This is a genomic window from Shewanella inventionis (genome assembly GCF_014641855.1).
In the GTDB taxonomy this organism is placed as follows: domain Bacteria; phylum Pseudomonadota; class Gammaproteobacteria; order Enterobacterales; family Shewanellaceae; genus Shewanella; species Shewanella inventionis.
In genome coordinates this window covers 138,142-159,212 of the sequence record NZ_BMII01000006.1, presented here as the reverse complement: position 1 = coordinate 159,212, position 21,071 = coordinate 138,142, and the positions used below count along the sequence as shown (strand labels likewise).

The following is a 21,071-nucleotide window of genomic DNA, read 5'->3' as shown; positions in this document are numbered from 1 at the left end:
ACTCACCCGTCCGCCGCTCGCCACCTCAGGAGCAAGCTCCCTTGTGCTGCCGCTCGACTTGCATGTGTTAGGCCTGCCGCCAGCGTTCAATCTGAGCCATGATCAAACTCTTCAATTAAAGTTTTTTTGAGACATAGTCTCGGCTCAATGAATTCTACTGTCATAATTCGCTTCGCTCATAAGAGCTGACGAATTACTCACTGCATTTCTGCAGTGTCATATTTCTATGAACATTCTCATCATAGAGTTAAATTTTTTGATTGCCTACATTCCGAAGAACAAGAAGACAATTTCGAATAACTCAATACCTGTGAATGTCCACACAGATTACTTGATAAATTGTTAAAGAGCGGACTTGGTAACGCTGCGTTATACGCCGTGTTCCGTGTCAGTGGTGCGCATTATAGGGAACTCATTTTAATGTGCAAGGCCTTTTGCGTTTTTTTCTTAAGTTTATCGCTTAACTGGACAGTTTTTAAACTCAAAGGCCTGTTTTAAACTATTTGTGCTGACTTTATGAACAAAATCGCCCTGTTGATACCTTTTTAAACTGCCTTAAATATCACTGTAATAGCCCATATTAGCCATTTACTTCTATATAAAGTGTCCAATTTATATAATTCGACATTAAATGAGGTTCAAACCAGGTTAATACAATGTTAACTCATTAAAACAAAGTGCTTGTAAAGCGCATGCTTTGCTTTGGTGACTTACCGATGATCACTTACTCAAAAATTGTGGTACATCTGCAATGCTGTCTAGCACTGTCGTGGCAAGCGAAACACCAGCCTCGTCTACCTCTTTGCCTGAACGAACCAATATTGCCGTTTTTATTCCTGCGGCATGTGCAGCACGAATATCATCGGCTTTATCGCCGACCATCACAGATTGGCTTAAATCAATTTTGAGAAACTGAGCTGCTGAAGTCAGCATGCCAGGTTTAGGTTTGCGGCAATCACAATCTTGTTTGTATTCACCTATCCCTTTTTCAGGATGATGTGGGCAATAATAAATACCATCAAGATCTACACCTTTATCTGCAAAGTTCCAATCCATCCACTCGGTCAAGTGATGAAAATCATCTTCGCTGTACATCCCACGCGCAATACCTGACTGATTTGTGACAACGACCAGTAGATAACCCATTTTCTTTAATGCTAAACATGCTTCAAAGACGCCTTCGATATATTCAAAGTCATCTACATTATGTACGTAGCCAGTGTCTTTATTAATCACACCATCACGGTCTAAAAATACAGCCTTTTTCAACCTATATACCCCACAAGCTAATTGTTGATTTAATTATCCCACCGACATCAATTTGGTGCCAGTCAAACTAATCAATTTTACCCATTTAACTATTTAACCAAGACTCTGGATAAGAGTTTAGCTAAATATCTGAAATTAAATAACATATATCTATCCTATGTATTCTAGAGAGATGTTTTTGCTTAAAACAAGGCAAATTAGTTCGTCAATAGCGGCCCTATTGCAAACAAAATTAACCTAATTGTTAGTAAAAATTGCCTCTATAAAGCTAGTTGTTATCCTGAGTTCAGGTTAGTTAATCCATTTTTATGATATTTATCTGCATTTATATATATGTTTCACTTTATAAAGCAGCGTCTAAGCGTTACCCTTGCTCGAAGAAATTAGTGATGAAAACAAAATACATGAGCAATATACCTCCTATTATTCATAAAACCCGCACGCAACTTGTTGTGGAAGCACTCAGAGAACAGATCCTTTCTGGTGATATCGAGGGAGGCGAACCACTTAGACAGTCGGCTATTGCAGAGCAGTTAAATGTGAGTCGAATTCCGGTTCGTGAAGCCTTAGTTCAATTAGAAGCTGAGGGGTTAGTAAATTTTGAGCCTCATAAAGGTGCCACTGCTACAAAATTATCTGTTGAGCAGGTAACCGAATTATTTGAACTTAGAGCCATGATCGAATCTGACTTATTGGCCAAAGCAATTCCAAACTTGACCGACAATGACATTAAAGAAGCAGAAGCTGTGTTAGTTCAACTTGAGTTGGCATTTAAGCTTAAAGAGTCTGTAGCCAGCTGGAGTGAACTCAATACTCGCTTCCATACCCGTTTATACGAAGCGGCTAATAGACCCCATACGCTCGAGGTCATTCATGGTTTGAACACCAATTGTGATCGTTATATTCGTTTGCAATTGCTATTTACTGGCGGAATACCCACCGCTGAGCGCGAACACCGGATTTTACTTGAACTGTGTAAAGCCGGCGATGTCGAAAAAGCAACAGCATTGTTACATGAGCATATATTGAGTGCTGCCGCTTCGATAACCAAATTAGTAGAACAAAAAATTAAGTCATAAAACAATGATTATTCTTGTTTAAGCCTATAGCGCCATCAACCACTCTTGGGCGCTAATTAAATAATTAATTGTTACCACATTGAGAGAATTGCTATGCAGTACGCACACATTACCGGTTGGGGAAAATCAGTTCCTACCGCCACGCTGACCAATGACGATTTAGCTACATTCATGGAAACATCCGATGAATGGATTAAAACACGTACAGGTATTAGTAAGCGTAACATAAGCCATGTCAATACCTCTGAAATGGCTTCAGTGGCGGCCAAACATGCGCTAGCTGCTGCTGGCATTGACGGCAGCGAGCTTGACTTAATTATTTTAGCCACAGCAAGCCCCGATACCTTGATCCCGAATATAGCCTCTACAGTACAGGCTAATATCGGGGCCACTTGTGGCGCATTTGATATCAATGCAGCATGTAGCGGCTTTTTGTACGGTGTAGGCTTGGCCAGCTCAATGATTAAAAGCGGCCAAAACAAAAAGATTCTTATCATTGGGGCTGAACGTTTGTCGTTTTACCTTGATTGGTCTCGTCGTGAAACAGCGGTACTGTTTGGTGACGGCGCTGGAGCGATTGTGCTTGAAGCAAGCGATAAACCAGGCGGCATATTAGGTTATGAGTTAAATAACGATCCTGAAGGTCGTCATATTTTACAGTCTAACTTTGGCACCCAAATGGACCGATTTGATACAGACTCGCTGGATTTTTATATCCACATCAACGGTCAAGAAGTGTTTAAACGTGCGATTCATGGCATGGGTAACTTAAGCGCTAAAGTCCTCGAAAAATGCAATACCAGTATTGATGAAGTTGATTTTGTTATTCCGCATCAAGCCAATGAGCGGATTATTGATACTCTTGTCAGCCGAATGAAAATTCCCAAAGAAAAGGCCTTTGTCAATATCGCAGACTATGGCAACACCTCTGCCGCAACCATTCCTATCGCGATTTGTGATGCGTTATCACAAGGTAGAATTGTGCCAGGACAAACCATTTTATCATGTGCGTTTGGCGCAGGGTTAACCTCAGCAGCAATGTTATTACAATGGGGCGAACGTACCACCCCAATCAATACCTCTGATGCAACATTACCTCCCTGCGATAAAACGGCACTTGAGTTAATCAAACCCGCAGTCGATTATTTTTTTAGTAAAGTAGACAGCAGCGAAACATAATTTGGGTTAGTTTGTTGCCAAAAACAAAAAGCCAGTCGTTATGACTGGCTTTTTACGCTATTTCTATCAAATCTTTCAGCTTCAAGTTGTTAATATTCCCCATCGCTGCCACTTGCGCCAATAACAATTCACCACAAGATAAGGCATCGACTAAGGCATTATGCGCTGAATAGACAGGTAAGTGATAACGCTCTCTACTCGCCCCTAGCCGTAACGTTCCTTGCCTTAGTACATCTTGTTGTCTTAAACAGCGTTTTTTTTCTATCGCCAGGGTATCAATAAACACCAAAGGTATTGATTGTCCAAAACAACGCTGCAATTGTTGCTGAATAAACTGAATATCTAGCGGCGCATGGTGGGCGACTAAAATGTGACCTTGCGTTTGTGCTAAAAACCATTGCATGGCTTGTTCAATTGACAGTGCTTTATGTAATTGATTATCAACAATGCCATGCACCGTGGCACTTTGACCAACACTGCCACTAATCGCAATCATTACATGCTGCGCTTTATCTAAAGGAATAACGCCTTGTACAATAGGCACAATACCAATACTAATCACTTGATCGTTAAGTGGATCTAATCCTGTCATTTCAAGGTCTATCGCCATTAAAGGTGCATCAATAAAACGCTGATTTATTACGGGTGTGATCGCCGCTAAGTAATTTTTTAAGGTCAAAGGTAATGATTTTGTTTTACTTCGCCACAGTAACGCTTTTATCCACCACAGGTTAGCCACTAAAAGCTCCTCAAAAACTTCAGCTTGATACCCGCTTGTGCGTCGTGCACCACCTTAAATGCATCGCGCAGTTGATGTCGCAACAATGATGATAAATGCTGTGGCTTTAAAAAATTATTCACAGGTAAATTATGTGTTGCCTGATAACCTTGATTAGCCAAGCGCATATGAGCGATAAACTCATGCGCATCGGCAAGATTGAGTGCATCTTTACGGTTAATGATATTGGCATCCATTAAAGCTCTTATTCTTTTGGCCGTATTCACCTCTTTGATACCCGCACTTAATGCGTAAACCCTGGCGATATCATTAATCAGAGCACTGCCCTTATGTTTTAAATCCATGCCTTTAACTTCACTGCCATCTCTTTCAAGCACAAATTTCCTGAAAAATCCCAACGGCGGTGATTCTGTTAACGAATTCCCTGCCATTCCAGCCAGAAATATGTCGTTATCTTTAGTCGATGCAAGCACTTCATCTTGTAATTCGTTAAATAAACTCATAGGACCAAATACTGGCCGCATGTCGAAAAAGATGCTTGCATGCATTAATGCTTTAGGTTCGGGTGTCAGCACCCAATGCTTAAATAATGCTTTCCATTGATTAAGCGGCAAACGCCATTTAGGATTTTGCGCCATAATATCACCAGGGCAATATACATAACCGCATTGGTCAAGCCCCTTACACACCGCTTTTGTTAATGCATCAAAATAAGATGCTGCAAACTCGTCTGGTTCATGAGCAAGTAACAATCCATTATCTTGATCAGAACATGCCACTTGATCTTGCCGCCCTTGCGATCCAAATGCTAACCAGCAAAAAGCCATAGGAGCTTTGCCTAATATCTGTTGGTTTAATTCGATTAAACGACGTGTTAATGCATCAGTAACAGAAGTAAGCACTCGGCCTATTTCTTCCGCTCTGGCATCGGCACTGATTAAGTTTTGTAGCAACAATGGAATTTGTTTACTGACCTGGATTAAACTGTCGATGTTGGCTTGCCGACCAATTTCACCTATCAATAACAATGGTTGTGACCGCTGAGCACGAAGAATATCGGTACTCGTTATCATGCCAATGGCCTGACTACCTTCTACTACGGGCAAGTGATGAATGTTATGCTCACTCATGGTTAACATGGTTTCAAATACCAATGCATTTGCATGTGTCACGATGGGATTAATCGTCATAGCCTGACTCACAAGAGTACTTGTATCAAGCCCTTCAGCAATCACTCGGTTGCGTAAATCCCTATCGGTTAAAATTCCCACCAATTTATGATTATCAATCACCAACACTGACGATACTCGATGCTCTCGCATTATTTTAGCGGCATCGATTACACTGGCCTGCGCTTGCACAATGATAGGATTGGCGCACATGATTGATGTGATTCTACTGGTCGTAGTGAGATCTTTTGCTTTAAATCGCCCTTCATTACGTAAGCGCTTTGCAAAAGCTCGAGTAAAAAACTGATCGAAACTACGCTGCTCTGCACGCAACTGTTCAAAGATGACTTGGGGTAAATGATAAACTAAGCCGTCTTCTAAAATGGCCACCTTATTAACAACTTTCTCACCCGACAACAAAGTGGAAAAACCAAAGCATTCACCTTCAGCTACCCGATCAACTAATACCCCTTCAGGATCTCTTACTTCAAAAGCCCCACTGCGAACGATATATAATTTAGGGTTGTCTTTATCAAATGTAACAAAAGCCGACGCTTTACTGTAATAGCCTACAATGATGTTTTTAGCGAAATAACTAATCACCTGAGCGGGTAATGAATCAAATGGGGGGTGCGCAGCTAAAAACTGTTCAACGGGTTGTAGTTCACTTGCATCCATATTATCTCCATATTGAATACATCATATAAACACTATAGCAAAGGCTTAGATATGGCTGCTATAGGACTTAAGCCCAACAAAAAGAGCGCCGAAGCGCTCTTTAACTTAAGGTAAAATCAACATCGATGATTAGTGATCTTGAGCGCCACCAGCTCCTTTAGGGAAACGGATAGACTCAACCATTTCAACAATCTCATCAGGGATTTTTGTCGTCACTTTGCTTACCGCAAATGCCACACCAAAGTTAATAAACATCCCCACCATGCCAAAACCTTCAGGTGAAATACCTAAGAACCAATTGTCAGATGTATTAGCTGCAGGGTTGATAAACTTAAAGTAAGCGATGTAAGCCGCAGTAGAAAGTAAACCAATCACCATACCGGCAATCGCGCCTTCTCTATTCATGGTTCTAGAGAAAATACCCATGATAATTGCAGGGAACAATGATGCAGCAGCCAAACCAAACGCAATTGCAACTACCGCAGCCACAAAGCCTGGTGGATTAATACCAAAGTAACCGGCCATAACAACTCCTAATGCAGCAGATATGCGGGCATACATGAGTTCTTTTTGGTCAGAAATATCGGGCATAAAGTTTTTCTTAAGTAGGTCATGAGATACTGACGTTGAGATAACCAATAGCAAACCCGCTGAGGTTGATAATGCCGCAGCTAAGCCACCCGCGGCCACCAATGCAATAACCCAGGCAGGTAAATCAGCAATCTCTGGTGTAGCCAGTACGATAATATCGCGGTCGATGTTCATTTCATTTTTATCACCACTGGTGTAAAAAATGTTGCCATCGTTGTTTTTATCTTCCCACGTAATTAAGCCAGTTTTTTCCCAGTTTTTAATCCAAGAAGGCGCCGTTTCATAAGGCACACCAGTTGAATCAGGACCATTAATGGTCTCAATCATATTCACTCTAGAGAATGCTGATAAAGCAGGCACAGTGGTATACATAATTGCAATAAACACTAGCGCCCAACCCGCAGATACACGTGCATCTTTCACTTTAGGAACAGTAAAGAAACGCACGATTACGTGTGGTAGGCCTGCGGTACCAAACATCAACGCACCGGTAATAAAGAACACATCAATCATGTCTTTAGAACCTTCAGTATATTGAGAAAACCCAAGCTCGGCTGATAACCCGTCAAGTTTATCGAGTAAATACACGCCAGTGCCATTACCCGCTGCATCAATTAACTCTGCACCAAAACCAATTTGTGGGAAAATATGACCTGTCATCATTACCGAAATAAAGATTGCTGGCACCATAAAGGCAAAAATTAACACACAATATTGCGCAACCTGGGTGTAGGTAATGCCTTTCATGCCGCCTAATACCGCATAAAAGAACACCACGGCCATCCCTATGTATACACCCGTTTCAACTTCGACTTCTAAGAAACGGGAGAACACCACACCCACACCGCGCATTTGGCCTGCGATGTAGGTAAAACAGATAAAGATGGCGCAAATTACCGCTACGGTACGGGCCGTTTGCGAGTAATAGCGGTCACCAATAAAATCTGGCACGGTAAACTTACCAAACTTACGTAGATAAGGCGCCATACATAAAGCCAGTAATACATAACCGCCGGTCCAGCCCATTAAGTAAACAGAACCGTCATATCCCACAAACGACACAATACCTGCCAGTGAAATAAACGATGCCGCAGACATCCAGTCTGCCGCTGTTGCCATGCCGTTCATCACAGGGTGAACACCACCACCTGCAACATAAAACTCTTTCGTCGAACCCGCTCGAGACCAAATGGCGATCCCGATGTACAACGCAAACGTGGCGCCGACAATTAAATAAGTGAGTGTTTGAACATCCATCGTAGTGCCCCTTAGTCTTCCTGAACGTTGTATTTTTTGTCTAATGCATTAGCTTTCGCCACATAAACAAAAATCAGCGCTACGAATACATACATTGCACCCTGCTGCGCAAACCAAAACCCCAGCTTAAAACCCATAAAGCTGAATTCGTTTAATACATCAACTAATAAAATACCGCAGCCAAATGATACTGCAGCCCAAATTGCAAGCAAGCTAAGCACTAAACGTAAATTTTCACGCCAGTATCCCGCTGCCTTTTCGTTATTTTCAAAACTCATTGCGACTCCCCTGTGCTAGTTTTTGTAAAGTCTTAGTTAATCTAGCAACTCAGAACCACACCACAATCAAGACCTTAGTCGTATTCATTTTTAGCAGGTGCTAAACAATGAGTTAAAGTTAAAAAAATTCAGCCACTTAACTCATTTAATATAGCGTTTCTATAACAGAACTATTAAACTGGATTAGACCAAGGTCGAACAAAATGTTGATTGCAGAACATGATTATTTAATGCTTTTTAGGTTAAACCCTTCCATTTAATCTAGGGTTTACATTGAATTCTGATGATTTTCTTGAGATAAATGTTAAGTTGAACAATGGTTTTATTAATAAAATCAATAAGGATATTTTTTGAAGCTTCCCAGCATTAACAAACAACACTTGTTGTTTTCAATCATTCTAGGCATAGCTGGTTTGCTAATAAACTGTTATCCCATTCAGTTTTTTGCCAATGTGCAGTTTGTATTAGGTAATACAGTCACTGTCATTGCTGCGGTATTAATGGGGCCATGGTATGCGTTTTTAACCGCAATGCTGGCTTCTACTGGCTTAATGATTAATTGGGACAGTCCGCATGTTTACTTATTTTTTGGCCTCGAAGCACTCTTTTTAGGTTACGCCAGACGTCGCGATATTTATGCTTTATATGCAGATGCGATCTATTGGTTAGTCATAGGCATTCCTCTAGTGTACTTGTATGTCACATTCATCATGGACATCCCGTCATCACACCTTGGGTTTATTACATCAAAACAAGCCGTCAATGGGCTAGTTTATACCAGTTTGGCGTCACTATTAATTTTGGCAATACCTAAATTATGGTTTTTTAAAGACAAAGTTAAAGATCGCCAACGCAGAATGTTAAGTTCACAATTAACGTACTTTTTTACCTTAATGGTAACGCTTACCCTGTTGTTTTCAGCGTTGATTTTTAATTATTATTTTTTAGAACGCCAACAAGCAATGTTAAAACAAAACATTAATGATGCGGTCTCACACTTAGCAACATCTGCTCAAAACTACATCAACGGCCACAAGACGGTCATAGCCAACGCCGCAAACCAATTGACTATCGTGGCTGACGACCCATTGGAATGGCAACCCATGTTGTCTAATTTACATGAAAGCTATCCCGGGTTTATCAGTATGCTGATAGCTAACCCTCAAGCTCAGATTATTGCTGCAAGCCCAGTATCTCGACTGCTTTCTAACAATCAAACACGCAATATTAATATTAATGATCGCGATTACTTTATCGAATCATTTTACAATCATCGTTTATTTGTATCATCAGTCTTTCAAGGTAGAGGCTTTGGCAATGACGCCATTATCGCCATGAGTGCCCCTTTTTATACCGATGAACATCACACGACAACTGCCGGAATAGTAGAGGGTTCGCTTGATTTAAATCACTTTGCACACGTTGATCAAAATAATGAATATGCCATTGATGAATCTGTTGTCATGGTCGATGAACAAAACCAAATCATATATGCCTCAGAAAAATTGGGCTTAAGCTCATTGTCGCAGTTTAAATTTGTTGTCAATAACGGCGTATATCGCACCAATCTTGAACTGATCAACATTGAGCGACCTGAATCAATTGTGCCTGAATATATTTATGCACATCAGTCATTAGACAATGGCTGGACTGTGTATATTTTAAAAGAGTTTTCTCCCCTGCTTAAGCTCGCAGAAGAGCAAATGTTTAATAGCTTTTTAATGTTACTGATAGCGCTGATGTGTACATTTTATATATCAAAAAAACTCAGCGCACTGCTCACCGTGCCGTTAGAAGCTGTTGCAAGTCAATTTAGCCCATCAGCATCGGGGCAACATAAACTGCCAAGTATTGATGAAAACTCACCAAAAGAGGTATTTAGCCTGTATCAACGTTTGCTGGCAAGTAAGCAACAATTAATAGACCATCAAGTAGAGTTAGAAGAAACAGTAGCAAGACGAACTGAAGAATTAGAAACGGCAAATAAAAAGCTAAAAGAACTCGTTGACAGAGATCCGCTAACTGGCCTGTATAACCGACGCTATGCTGAACGAAAATTTAATGAGCTGTTGGATTTTTGCTTACGCAGCGATCAAGCGATTACCGTAGCAGTATTAGACTTGGATTTATTTAAAGACATTAATGACAACTATGGTCATTTAGCTGGCGATGAATGTTTACGTATATTCGCCCAATTACTGCAAAAATACTTTAAACGCGACATCGATATCGTCTCTCGATACGGCGGCGAAGAGTTTTTATTAATGCTCCCCCTGACCAATGCATTACATATTGAGCATCATCTAAACAGTTTTAGAGAAGCGTTAGCACAACTTAGCATGGTATCCCCTGAGGATAAACGGTCATTTAACGTTACTGTCAGTATCGGCGCCATTACCGCGAATGCGGATTACTCCATAGACTTAGACAAATGGATTAAAGTGGCAGATGATAATCTTTATCAAGCTAAACAAGACGGCCGCAATAAAACAGTGATTAATATAATGACAGAGTAAACGGCCTAGATTGATGGGCGTTGTTGAGTAAACTCGTCCATTCGCCCCATCATGTATGGATAAAATGGATTCCATTTTTGGCGTAACATGTCTGCTGCACTCACACTTAATATCCCTCTTTCTCCTTGATAGATCCCTCTACCTATTTGTATTTTATCCGACTCGTCAGTCACTAACGGGCCATATAAGCTATCTTCAATCGGAAAAGTTAACGCAACATGTGATAAAGAATAAACCTCATTTGGCCAGGTTAAATCAAGTTCATGGATCTCAGCACCCTTTGCCTTTGATACATGTGTCAGTTCTCTCACCTGCACCTGATTATTGGCATGAGAGTTATTTTCCAGCAAACTTAACCGGTATGGTAAGGGAGATGTCACCCAAAAAGGGGCAAACGGAATGAGCGGATCCTGCATCAATAATTGATTATGGTTATGATTTCGATTGACATCAAACAGCACCAATTCATGCCCGCGCCTTTCAGGCAAGTATTGATACAGCTTGTCAACGACAGAAATCGACGACACAGTATCATCCACCACAGATTGAAACGTTAATATGGCTGGGATGGCGTTAAATTGTTTGTCGTCAAGCCCTGTTAGTAATGTTTGATTGCGTAATGTTAACCGGTACACAACATCACCTGCATTAACTGCAAACGATTGATATCTAAATGGATCGTATTCAGTTTGAATGCTATTCCAATACAGTTTATCCTGGCCTAATAAACGCCCCAATTTGGCTTGCCAATATGCACCGGCAGCAATAGGTGCCAACCCTACCGCAGGGGATAAAAATACCATTCCCGCAAAACTTGTCGGCTTATTAAGACTGATATTTTCAAGCTCATGGTTTAATGCTAATGCTGCACCAGTTGAAAAACCAATAACATAGATGGGTTTACCAGGCAGTTCTGCTGCCAAATGCGTTGTTGCCAACGAAACTGCACCCGCCAAATCTGGCCAAGTAATGTCAGTAAGCCCTGAAGGCACAGTGCCATGGCCGGGCAATCTTAATCCAACTATGTGAGCTTGATACTGATAATGCTCCGCGATGTGCTTCATTACATATGGCGAATCTGACATACCATGCAGTAGCAAGATCCCAAACTCAGCTTGAGGGTTTTCCCACTCAAATGAACGATTCCAGTTTTGTTGCCATAAGGCCGGATCAGACAAGCTATGGCGTTCATAGCGATTGAGCGCAGAGGCCACTTTTGGTTGATACTTTCGATAAATTTTACGATCGACTTCTGCAAATAATTTATCTTCTAAACTCAGGTATTGTTTAAAGCTAGTTAAACCAGATTGTTGATGATATTCATGGGTTAAGTGAGTGGTATGCCATAAAGATAAATCAGGACGATTGTTAAGAAACCACACCGCAGTAAAAATAATGGCAACAGCAATACCAACCGCCCCATAAAGAGCGGCAAATAACAGATGTTTTGTTGAGCCAATCACAATGGTGCGCATAGCCTTCCTTAAATAATCTAACTCTATACCCAATCCTATGGCATAATTTTACCATTAAACGAGTCCATTAAACCTGATAACTGCGTGAGAAACAGGCAACACATTATGATGTTAGGACCACAAACGGCAGACGTTATTTTTTACCTGCCCACACCACCTATAACGCCAACGAATTGGCAGGCTACACATCCCGATGCTGTGGCACAATTAATGGCCTTAAATGGTAATCACTGGCGTAAAATCTTCACTATTATGGCCAAAATTTGCAGCGTAGAGCCCGACATTACACTGAATAACGGCGCCGCCTGGAAAGCCATAAGGGCAAACCTGTTTTGTGATAGCACACAAGCCAATACTCTCTTAACTCAGCCATCCCTAGGTAGGCGACTTAGCTGCCAAATACAGATTGTGGAGCCCAACACAGCCCCATTGCATCTTTGTACACAGCAATGGCATATCGTGTGCGGTAAAGAAACCCAACAACGTTTAGGAATAGATACTCAAGCAGGACATGCTGTTGCTCAAACTAACAAAATAAGGCGCCAGCAAACTTGTTTACTGACGCCTTACTTAGATTACCGACAATATTCTAATGCGCTGATTGAAACAACGAGACAGATTATTGCCAATGCCGGTATATCCCACGATTAATCGTAAATAGTCGGTATTGGCTGACGCTTATGTTGAGTGCGTTTATAAATTCCGATTAACTTGTCTTCAACAGACTTAGGCACTTCTTTACCTTCTAAAAAATCATCGATTTGATCATAGGTCAACCCGAGGGCAACTTCATCTTCTAGTTGGGGTTGGTTGTCTTCTAAATCTGCCGTTGGTGCTTTTTTTACCAGTAATTCTGGTGCGCCTAAAAAGGCTGCTAACTTACGCACTTGACGTTTATTTAGGCCAAACAAAGGCGCCAAATCACAAGCGCCATCGCCAAATTTAGTGTAAAAGCCGGTGATATTTTCAGCGCTATGATCGGTGCCAACCACTAAGCCGTTAACCATACCTGCAATATTATACTGAGCCACCATGCGCATTCTGGCTTTAACGTTACCTTTAACAAAATCGACTTTGTTTTCATCTGGTAATGCAATATTGGCTTCTTTTAAACCTGCCAAAGTAGCATGATGTACACCAAGCACGCCTTCTGCAATGTTCACTGTCACTTGTTTAGACGGTTGAATAAATTGACAGGCTAATTGCGCTTCATCTTCATCTTTTTGAATTTGATATGGCAGACGCACAGCAATAAACTGATACACAATGTCGCTCTGTTCCTGGTTCAAGCTATCAACCGCTAACTGACATAAACGACCTGCTAATGAAGAATCGACACCACCACTAATCCCTAACACCAAACTGTGGGTATGTGCTTCTTTTAATTTAGCTTTGATAAATGCAACTCGGCGCTGAATTTCAAACTCAGGCTCAATAGCCTTAAGTACATGCATCTCTCTTAAGATTTGTCCTTTCACGTGACGCTCCTGATGGCTGATTTTAAAAGCTTATGAATATTGTGATACGCGTTAATTGTACCTGAGCAAAGACTATTTTAATAAACTCCTAGCAAAAAAAAACGATAATGAATCGTCATTATCGTTTTTTTAACTCAAGCGAAATTAACGCTCCCAGTATGATTCTTCTAAACTGTCTTCACGCTCTGGCAAACCACGAGATAAACGAGGGCTGTGTTGAGCTAATACTTCATAAGCGACACGGTTAGCGTATTTACACACTTGCGAAAATGAAGAGTAACATAAACCATCGCGCTTATGCTTGCTCGAACCAGGCACATTTGCTTTATGGAACGTGTTAGCAGATAAATCATGAAGCAATGCTGATAATGCACCATCTCCAGCCCCATTAGTATTACGAATAAGCTCTGGTCCACCCATATAAGGCGAAATATGCGCGTACACTTTAATCGGCGTTTCGCAATCAGCTTTTAACATAGGACGCGAAAACTCATAACGATTAAACTCAGGAATCGCCCCTGGTAATAATAAATGGCTGGTTTCTCGCTTAGCGCTGTCTTCTGCATAACCTGCGGTATAAAGACCGATTGGGCCTGCCGTCGTCAATACCATATCACACCACTCGAGCGCGGCTTCACTGGCCAACAAAGGATCTTTAAAGCCTGTTAAGGCTTCGCCTTCATCTTCATTCATGGCCAAAATGGTCACATGATCGCGAATAAAGTTTTGCCACCAGGTGGGATCTTCTTGAATTAAAAAACGCGTCCCCAATGTTAACACGACAGGCACATCGGCTTGTTTAGCGTATTCAATCGCCGTCATGGCGGCATCGGTAATACCATCACCTTCACTAGCACGCATTAAATATGCTGTTAACACTAAAGCTGAACTTCCTTGAACCACTTCTTTGTTAATAAACTCTGGCGTTAACTTATCCATAGCGCCCTTGCTGATAGCAAAAGTGCGCTCACCGCAGTCTGAGATCAGCGTAAAACAGCGTCCAATTGGGCCATCTACAGGTTGTAAGTAGTTTAAATCGACTTTCGATGAAGTGTTACATAAATAGCGGTACGCGTAGCTACCAACCATAATGTTTTGGCTCATTACACCAAATAATACTGAGCGATCGTCAGCTAAAATGGAATAGTTATGAACCGTATTGCCAATAGTACCACCAGCAAACTCATCACTAATCATCTCATTTGATTTCAATTCATGATAAAGGTTATGAGCTTGTTCATCGTTAATGAGTGTTGAATTACCTTTAGGCAAACCATAACGTTCGAGTAATTCGTCTTCTACCTTTGCTTCGATATCAACAAGCGTTTGATCGATTCCACAAATGTAGGTCGAAAATGGTTGCGGCTGCTGAGTAAGTTGAGCCAATAATGGATCACGACTGTTTACAGGAAAATAGTGCTTTGACTTACGTTGACCAGGAAACTTCATATTGGGCTCTCATAGCTTAGCATCCTTGCCAGTGTGAAATTAAGTGTGAAATTAATTGCCTTTGGCGACATTCAACGTTGAAAAGTCACCCTCTGCGAAAATGGCGGCAGATTTTATCATAGTTATTTTTGTTTTTCTGTATAAAGGATTAGATACTCAAAAAAATACGATAAAAAAACCTGCCGAAGCAGGTTTTTATTCAGTATTAGACCGCGATTATTTTAATACGCTTGCTAATTGCTCACTGACTTTAGCAACAGATTGAGTACCATCAAATTTATTGTATTGAGTACGTCCCTGCTCAGCCACTTTGCCATAGTAATCAACTAATGGCTTAGTTTGCTCGTGGTAAATGCCTAAACGTTTACGCACTGTGGTTTCTTCGTCGTCTGGACGAATTGCTAACTCTTCGCCAGTCACATCATCTTTACCTTCCACTTTAGGAGGATTAAACACAACATGATAAACACGACCTGAGCCAGGATGCACACGGCGACCGCTCATGCGCTTAACGATTTCTTCATCTGGTACATCAATTTCGATCACGTGATCAATTTCAATACCATTGTCAGCCATTGCATCAGCTTGAGGAATTGTGCGAGGGAAACCGTCAAGTAGGAAACCTTTTACACAATCATCTTGCGCAATACGCTCTTTCACTAAACCAATAATAAGGTCGTCAGACACTAATTGACCTGCATCCATTACTTTCTTGGCTTCTAAGCCCAATGGAGTACCCGCTTTAACGGCTGCACGCAACATGTCACCGGTTGAGATTTGTGGGATACCATACTGTTCCATAATGAACTGAGCTTGGGTACCTTTACCGGCACCTGGGGCACCCAATAAAATAATGCGCATCTCAAAAGTCCTCTTTAAGTTTATGTTCTTTTTAGGGCGGCGATTTTCGCACATATGCCGCACTTTTAATAGCGCTTTTGTTATGAGATTAGACCTATATCTAATAAGGTTTGTAACAAAAAGGCGTCAGTTTGTTTAATACAGCAAGGTATACAATTTACGGCGATATTGATTGGCTAACGTGTTGCCCTGCCCTATAGCCGTTAGTATTTCCATAAAGACTTGTTTAACCTTGCCATCTAATGCGCCTAAGTCTTTTTGCAAAATAGCAAACAATAACTCGAGCGCTTCTTCATTACGATGCGAGATATTGAGCGCTTTAGCTAACGACACTGCCACATCCAGATTATCGGGTTGCTCAGCAAGACTTTGTTGTAATTGACGGATCTCAGGAGTATCGGCTGCATCTTCTGCGAGTGCCAATTTTGCCATCAAATTGTGATAGTAGCTGTCTTGATCCGCAAGGCCAATAGTTAAAAGCAGGCTTTTGGCATCGGCTAATAAACCTTGTTGTAAAGCCACGTCAACCATGACTAACGCAACCTCTGCAGACTGCTGTGAGTCGGTGTAGACCGTTTTGAGCTGCACAGATAATTGCACTAACTCATCGTCAGTTAATGCGCCCTCTGCTAACAATTGTTTAATTGCCTCAAACTCTTGCATCCACATCGGCGGTAAATGTTTGTTAAGTAACGTCTCGACTTGCTCTTTGGTTTGCAGCCCGGCAAAACCGTCAATAGGACGGCCTTTATCTAGCACTAATGTGGTGGGTAAATTTTGAATTTGAAAATAATTGGCAATTTCAATTTCGGTTTCACAATCGACTTTTGCCAAAATAAATCGACCCGCTTGAGCTTGAGCCAATTGCTCTAGTGTTTGCAGCATTTGCACGCTTTGTGGTTGTTGCTGTGCCCAAAATGCCAACACCACCATTTTTTGCATTGAGCTATCGACAACTTGCTGAATGTTTTCTTTGGTTAAATTAATCAGATAGTCCATAGTGCCCCCGCTATCTTGCAAAAACAAAAGCGGACTGACTGTCCGCTTTTACTTATATTAGGTTAGCTTATTTAAAGCTGGCCATTAACATTTGGTTGGTGAGCTTAATAAATGCCGAAGGATCCGTTAAGCTGCCCTTCTCTGAAAGCAAGGCTTGCTGTAACAACAAGTTAGACCAATCTGCAAATAGTTGCTCGTCTGCTTCGTTATTTAAACGCTCAACTAATGGGTGAGTCGGGTTAATTTCAAATGTCGGTTTTGATTCAGGTACAGGTTGACCTGCAGCTTGCATCAACTTGATCATTTGAGTCGACATTTCCCCCTCACCAGTAACCACACAGGCAGGCGTATCAGTTAAACGGCTGGTTACTTTAACATCCGACACCTTGTTACCTAATGCCGATTTAATACGCTCAACTAAAGGTTTAGCTTCTTCAGCCACTTTTTCTTGCGCTTCTTTATCTGCTTCATCTTCAAGTGAACCTAATTCAAGATCACCTTTTGTGACAGAGTGAAGTTTTTTGCCTTTAAATTCAGTTAAGTGATTAATTAGCCACTCGTCGATACGCTCCGACATTAAGAGAACCTCAATGCCTTTTTTACGAAGTAATTCTAAGTGAGGGCTATTTACGGCAGCGTCATGGCTGTCTGCCACGATATAGTAAATCTTATCTTGGCCTTCTTTCATGCGCTCAATGTAGGCGTCAAGCGACACAGTGGTTGCCGCTGAATTGTCGTTTGTTGAGGCAAAGCGCAATAAACCTGCAATGCGTTCTTTATTGGCAAAGTCTTCCGCTGGGCCTTCTTTTAACACTTGGCCAAATTCAGCCCAAAATGATTGATACTTTTCAGCATCATTTTCAGCCAGTTTCTCTAGCATACCTAACACGCGCTTAGTAAGCGCTTGACGTAGGTTTTTGGTAATTTGGTTATCTTGTAAAATTTCACGCGATACGTTTAATGGTAAATCTTTAGAGTCAATTAAGCCTTTAACAAAACGCAAATATGTCGGCATAAATTGCTCTGCATCGTCCATAACAAACACACGCTGCACAAACAGTTTTAAGCCGTGTTTATGTTCACGGTTAAATAAATCCCAAGGCGCTTTAGCTGGAATATACAACAAGCTCGTGTATTCTTGCTTGCCTTCTACGCGGTTATGCGACCACTTTAATGCGTCGGTATAATCGTGAGAAATGTGCTTATAAAACTCTTGGTATTCTTCATCAGTAATATCAGATTTATTGCGTGTCCAAAGCGCTGTCGCCTTGTTCATTGGCTTCCAAGTACCTTCAGTCGCGGCAATCTTTTCGCCGTCTTCACCTTCTGATTCGGGTTGGCCGGGTTCAAACATCTCTACTGGAATGGAGATATGATCTGAATATTTTGAAATAATTGAACGTAGACGCCATTCATCGGCAAACTCTGTTTCTTCATCACGAAGATGCAGTGTAATTTCAGTACCACGAGTGTTTTTAGTAATGGTCTCAACATTAAATGAGCCTTCACCTTCTGACTCCCACAATACCGCTTCATTGACAGCATGGCCGGCAGCTCGCGTGCGTACAACTACTTTTTTAGCCACGATAAAAGCTGAGTAGAAACCCACACCAAACTGGCCAATAAGTTGCGAGTCTTTTGAAGCTTCGCCAGATAAGTTATTAAAAAACTCTTTAGTGCCTGACTTGGCAATCGTGCCTAAGTGTTCAATAACACCATCACGGGTCATCCCGATACCATTATCAGAAATTGTTACTGTGCCTTTTTCTTTATCGGCACTAACACGTACTCTAAGCTCACCATCACCTTCATATAACGCGTCATCGGTTAGCGCAAGGTAACGCAATTTATCAGCAGCGTCGGCCGCATTTGAGACTAATTCACGTAAGAAAATCTCTTTATTTGAATATAAAGAGTGGATCATCAAATGCAATAGTTGTTTTACTTCGGTTTGAAAACCATGAGTTTCTTGTTGAGACATGAATAATTTCCCTTGGTGTTACGTTAATACAACACGGATTGAATACTATCGACCCGTATAAAAAACTTCGTTAACCAAGAAATGGGGGGCTTTAAATTGTTTTCAAGGGGAGAATCATTTTAATGTCGAATAAATCACCAACAAGAGTACGTTTTTCGATACAAACGATCAATTAAGCCCGAAAATTCTTAAAAATAGTGTATCTATATCGACAATATACACTGGCCTGCCAATACCATATTGGCAGGTCGTGCTCATGATGATGGGAGGTTAAAGGGGAATTCGTCCGTTAAATGATAGCGCCAATGTGGTGCTATCAACGTATTCAAGCTCTCCGCCAACCGGTACGCCATGTGCTATACGGCTAATAACCACCTTATGACGTCTTGCCATGTCAGCAATAAAGTGTGCAGTGGCGTCGCCTTCAACGGTTGGATTTGTGGCCAAAATAAGCTCGCTGACCTCATCAGATGCTAAATGGCGCTCTAATAGTGCAAGCCCTAACTCTTCAGGTCCTACACCATCAAGTGGCGATAAATGCCCTAGCAGCACAAAATACCGACCATTAAAATGTCCACCAGCCTCAATGGCGAGCACATCTGCTGGGGTTTCAACAACACAAATAATACCGGCATTAACTCGTCGATGACTACTGCAGATCGGGCAAAGCTCTTGTTCAGTAAACGTACGACAACTTTGACAATGACCCACTTCAGACATGGCTTTTTGTAATGAATCGGCCAATTTTAATCCCACTTTTCGCTCTCGTTCAAGCAATTGGAACGCCATGCGCTGTGCAGATTTTGGACCGACACCAGGTAAACCACGCAAAGACTGAATTAACTCATCGACCAAAGGACTAAATTTCATAAAATCACGAACACCTTATAATAACTCACTCATTTTGCAGATCGTTGCTGAACTACAAACATTGCTTACATTCATTAACCTATCTAAATAGGTGCGATTATTGTCTCTACCGCACGCTAATGCAAAGACTAAAAACACCAAAGAGATTATTATGACACACTTTACCGTGTAACCTTATTTACCAGAACGATATGTAAAGACTTGATCGAGTGGTAAATCAAACACTTCAGCAATTTTAAATGCCACCTCAAGTGTGGGAGAATATTTGTTCGACTCAATCGCCATCACAGTTTGCCTAGTCACTCCGATTTTGTCGGCCAATTGCTTTTGGGTCATTTCATTATGTAAAAAACGTAAGGTACGGATGGAGTTTGAAATTCCCAGTTTATCGTCAGCAAGATCACCCATAAATGTCTCCTGTTCGCCCCTTATACAACTGCACACCGTAATGCGCCAACTCGGCCAATAAGAATGCACCCACTAAAATATGTAGTGGTAAATGCGGCACATTCGATTGCATAAACTCAACACCTTGGGCGGCGATATTATATTGAACTAACGCTAAAATCACCCCAACTTGTAAAATGATGGCACTGTATTTATAACCGACCAAATTAATTTGCTTTTCTCGCACGTCCATCGGTCGAGATAGCTCATCGTCGCTAATAAATGCCAGTACAATGTAACTGATGACCATCAACACGATGGAATAGATAACAATTTGCAGCAATAAGCTTGAAAGCCACTCTATAGAAGCTAATTGCTCAGGGCTAGCATTGACCAATGCGTTTACATACAAGTAACCAATGTAGCCTGTCACTAAAAAATCGACCGATAACGTCAATTCTCTAAAGCTGGTTTCCTGTAACCATTGGATCCATTTCTGTTTATTACTCATGTTAACCTCAGATTACTTTATGTATAAAATTTTTAACTTTTCTTATCATAAGTCATCATCACGAGATGTCAAATATTTTTAACTTATAGTTAAGGATTAGATACTTTAAATTGACTAGTGAAGCTTGATCACAAATAGCGGCAACAAAGGCTAAGACATGTGACACATTTAGCATAATAATTGGTCAGATTAACCATATACTCGCTTAACTAAACCACCGACGTTGTAACAAACACCATTAAACTAATGATTTAATGTGGTTTTATATTTGGAACAGGGCTTGCTCATTTTATATCCAGTGATAG

Annotated in this window: 18 protein-coding genes and 1 rRNA gene; 4 read left to right on the top strand and 15 right to left on the bottom strand. The window is 41.1% G+C overall.

Annotation, left to right across the window (positions count from 1 at the left end):
• Positions 1–118, bottom strand: a 16S ribosomal RNA gene (locus IEW93_RS05230); the annotation flags it as partial.
• A gap of 602 nt (positions 119–720) precedes the next feature.
• Positions 721–1,269 carry a D-glycero-beta-D-manno-heptose 1,7-bisphosphate 7-phosphatase gene (gene gmhB / locus IEW93_RS05225; protein WP_188737639.1) on the bottom strand — a complete coding sequence of 183 codons (549 nt, stop codon included), beginning with the start codon at positions 1,267–1,269 and terminating at the stop codon, positions 721–723.
• Between the two features lie 404 nt (positions 1,270–1,673).
• On the opposite strand from gmhB, the gene IEW93_RS05220 reads away from it, so the two are divergent.
• Both IEW93_RS05220 and IEW93_RS05215 read left to right on the top strand, forming a co-directional pair.
• Complete coding sequence (locus IEW93_RS05220; RefSeq protein ID WP_188737667.1) at positions 1,674–2,348, top strand: GntR family transcriptional regulator; 675 nt, start codon at positions 1,674–1,676, stop codon at positions 2,346–2,348.
• Positions 2,349–2,441: 93 nt separating this feature from the next.
• A complete protein-coding gene (locus IEW93_RS05215; protein WP_188737636.1) occupies positions 2,442–3,527 on the top strand; it encodes a ketoacyl-ACP synthase III in 1,086 nt (361 codons plus the stop codon).
• Between the two features lie 52 nt (positions 3,528–3,579).
• Here IEW93_RS05215 and IEW93_RS05210 read toward each other — a convergent pair whose 3' ends face one another.
• From IEW93_RS05210 to IEW93_RS05195, 4 genes are all read right to left on the bottom strand, one after another.
• Complete coding sequence (locus IEW93_RS05210; RefSeq protein WP_283104481.1) at positions 3,580–4,257, bottom strand: 3'-5' exonuclease; 678 nt, start codon at positions 4,255–4,257, stop codon at positions 3,580–3,582.
• 8 nt (positions 4,258–4,265) lie between these two features.
• A complete protein-coding gene (locus tag IEW93_RS05205) occupies positions 4,266–6,113 on the bottom strand; it encodes a DUF294 nucleotidyltransferase-like domain-containing protein (protein ID WP_188737633.1) in 1,848 nt (615 codons plus the stop codon).
• A 129-nt stretch (positions 6,114–6,242) separates the two neighbouring features.
• Positions 6,243–7,961, bottom strand: a complete 1,719-nt coding sequence (locus IEW93_RS05200; protein ID WP_188737631.1) for a sodium:solute symporter family protein — start codon at positions 7,959–7,961, stop codon at positions 6,243–6,245.
• Between the two features lie 11 nt (positions 7,962–7,972).
• Positions 7,973–8,239: a DUF4212 domain-containing protein gene (locus IEW93_RS05195; RefSeq protein WP_188737629.1), complete on the bottom strand. Its 267-nt coding sequence runs from the start codon at positions 8,237–8,239 to the stop codon at positions 7,973–7,975.
• A 350-nt stretch (positions 8,240–8,589) separates the two neighbouring features.
• Here IEW93_RS05195 and IEW93_RS05190 point away from each other — a divergent pair, with 350 nt between their 5' ends.
• Positions 8,590–10,755: a diguanylate cyclase gene (locus IEW93_RS05190; RefSeq protein ID WP_229706613.1), complete on the top strand. Its 2,166-nt coding sequence runs from the start codon at positions 8,590–8,592 to the stop codon at positions 10,753–10,755.
• A 5-nt stretch (positions 10,756–10,760) separates the two neighbouring features.
• On the opposite strand, the gene IEW93_RS05185 is transcribed toward IEW93_RS05190, so the two are convergent.
• Complete coding sequence (locus IEW93_RS05185; protein ID WP_188737626.1) at positions 10,761–12,230, bottom strand: alpha/beta hydrolase; 1,470 nt, start codon at positions 12,228–12,230, stop codon at positions 10,761–10,763.
• Positions 12,231–12,335: 105 nt separating this feature from the next.
• Here IEW93_RS05185 and IEW93_RS05180 point away from each other — a divergent pair, with 105 nt between their 5' ends.
• Positions 12,336–12,881 (top strand): DUF6942 family protein, encoded by a 546-nt coding sequence (locus tag IEW93_RS05180; protein ID WP_188737624.1) that lies wholly within the window; start codon positions 12,336–12,338, stop codon positions 12,879–12,881.
• Here the strand turns inward: IEW93_RS05180 and nadE are convergent.
• The 8 genes from nadE to IEW93_RS05140 form a co-directional block, all read right to left on the bottom strand.
• Positions 12,878–13,708, bottom strand: a complete 831-nt coding sequence (nadE, locus tag IEW93_RS05175) for an NAD(+) synthase (RefSeq protein ID WP_188737622.1) — start codon at positions 13,706–13,708, stop codon at positions 12,878–12,880. The genes IEW93_RS05180 and nadE overlap by 4 nt on opposite strands.
• Before the next feature lie 144 nt (positions 13,709–13,852).
• Entirely contained in the window at positions 13,853–15,157 is a 1,305-nt protein-coding gene (locus tag IEW93_RS05170) for an inosine/guanosine kinase (protein ID WP_188737620.1), read from the bottom strand.
• Positions 15,158–15,373: 216 nt separating this feature from the next.
• Positions 15,374–16,018 (bottom strand): adenylate kinase, encoded by a 645-nt coding sequence (adk, locus tag IEW93_RS05165; protein WP_188737618.1) that lies wholly within the window; start codon positions 16,016–16,018, stop codon positions 15,374–15,376.
• 135 nt (positions 16,019–16,153) lie between these two features.
• Positions 16,154–17,017 carry a co-chaperone YbbN gene (locus tag IEW93_RS05160; protein ID WP_188737616.1) on the bottom strand — a complete coding sequence of 288 codons (864 nt, stop codon included), beginning with the start codon at positions 17,015–17,017 and terminating at the stop codon, positions 16,154–16,156.
• A 67-nt stretch (positions 17,018–17,084) separates the two neighbouring features.
• Positions 17,085–18,998, bottom strand: coding sequence for a molecular chaperone HtpG (htpG, locus tag IEW93_RS05155; protein WP_188737614.1), 1,914 nt, complete (start codon positions 18,996–18,998; stop codon positions 17,085–17,087).
• Positions 18,999–19,268: 270 nt separating this feature from the next.
• Positions 19,269–19,868 carry a recombination mediator RecR gene (gene recR / locus IEW93_RS05150; protein ID WP_188737612.1) on the bottom strand — a complete coding sequence of 200 codons (600 nt, stop codon included), beginning with the start codon at positions 19,866–19,868 and terminating at the stop codon, positions 19,269–19,271.
• A gap of 174 nt (positions 19,869–20,042) precedes the next feature.
• Positions 20,043–20,276, bottom strand: coding sequence for a helix-turn-helix transcriptional regulator (locus IEW93_RS05145; protein ID WP_188737610.1), 234 nt, complete (start codon positions 20,274–20,276; stop codon positions 20,043–20,045).
• A complete protein-coding gene (locus tag IEW93_RS05140; protein WP_188737608.1) occupies positions 20,269–20,766 on the bottom strand; it encodes a hypothetical protein in 498 nt (165 codons plus the stop codon). The genes IEW93_RS05145 and IEW93_RS05140 overlap by 8 nt, the downstream gene beginning before the upstream one ends.
• Positions 20,767–21,071: the final 305 nt, after the last annotated feature.

Coding starts and splice junctions, on each gene's coding strand:
- IEW93_RS05195 (WP_188737629.1), bottom strand. CDS start 8,239: ATGAGTTTTGAAAATAACGAAAAGGCAGCGGGATACTGGCGTGAAAAT.
- IEW93_RS05215 (WP_188737636.1), top strand. CDS start 2,442: ATGCAGTACGCACACATTACCGGTTGGGGAAAATCAGTTCCTACCGCC.
- htpG (WP_188737614.1), bottom strand. CDS start 18,998: ATGTCTCAACAAGAAACTCATGGTTTTCAAACCGAAGTAAAACAACTA.
- IEW93_RS05205 (WP_188737633.1), bottom strand. CDS start 6,113: ATGGATGCAAGTGAACTACAACCCGTTGAACAGTTTTTAGCTGCGCAC.
- IEW93_RS05140 (WP_188737608.1), bottom strand. CDS start 20,766: ATGAGTAATAAACAGAAATGGATCCAATGGTTACAGGAAACCAGCTTT.
- adk (WP_188737618.1), bottom strand. CDS start 16,018: ATGCGCATTATTTTATTGGGTGCCCCAGGTGCCGGTAAAGGTACCCAA.
- IEW93_RS05180 (WP_188737624.1), top strand. CDS start 12,336: ATGATGTTAGGACCACAAACGGCAGACGTTATTTTTTACCTGCCCACA.
- recR (WP_188737612.1), bottom strand. CDS start 19,868: ATGAAATTTAGTCCTTTGGTCGATGAGTTAATTCAGTCTTTGCGTGGT.
- IEW93_RS05200 (WP_188737631.1), bottom strand. CDS start 7,961: ATGGATGTTCAAACACTCACTTATTTAATTGTCGGCGCCACGTTTGCG.
- IEW93_RS05160 (WP_188737616.1), bottom strand. CDS start 17,017: ATGGACTATCTGATTAATTTAACCAAAGAAAACATTCAGCAAGTTGTC.
- IEW93_RS05185 (WP_188737626.1), bottom strand. CDS start 12,230: ATGCGCACCATTGTGATTGGCTCAACAAAACATCTGTTATTTGCCGCT.
- IEW93_RS05145 (WP_188737610.1), bottom strand. CDS start 20,276: ATGGGTGATCTTGCTGACGATAAACTGGGAATTTCAAACTCCATCCGT.
- IEW93_RS05220 (WP_188737667.1), top strand. CDS start 1,674: ATGAGCAATATACCTCCTATTATTCATAAAACCCGCACGCAACTTGTT.
- IEW93_RS05170 (WP_188737620.1), bottom strand. CDS start 15,157: ATGAAGTTTCCTGGTCAACGTAAGTCAAAGCACTATTTTCCTGTAAAC.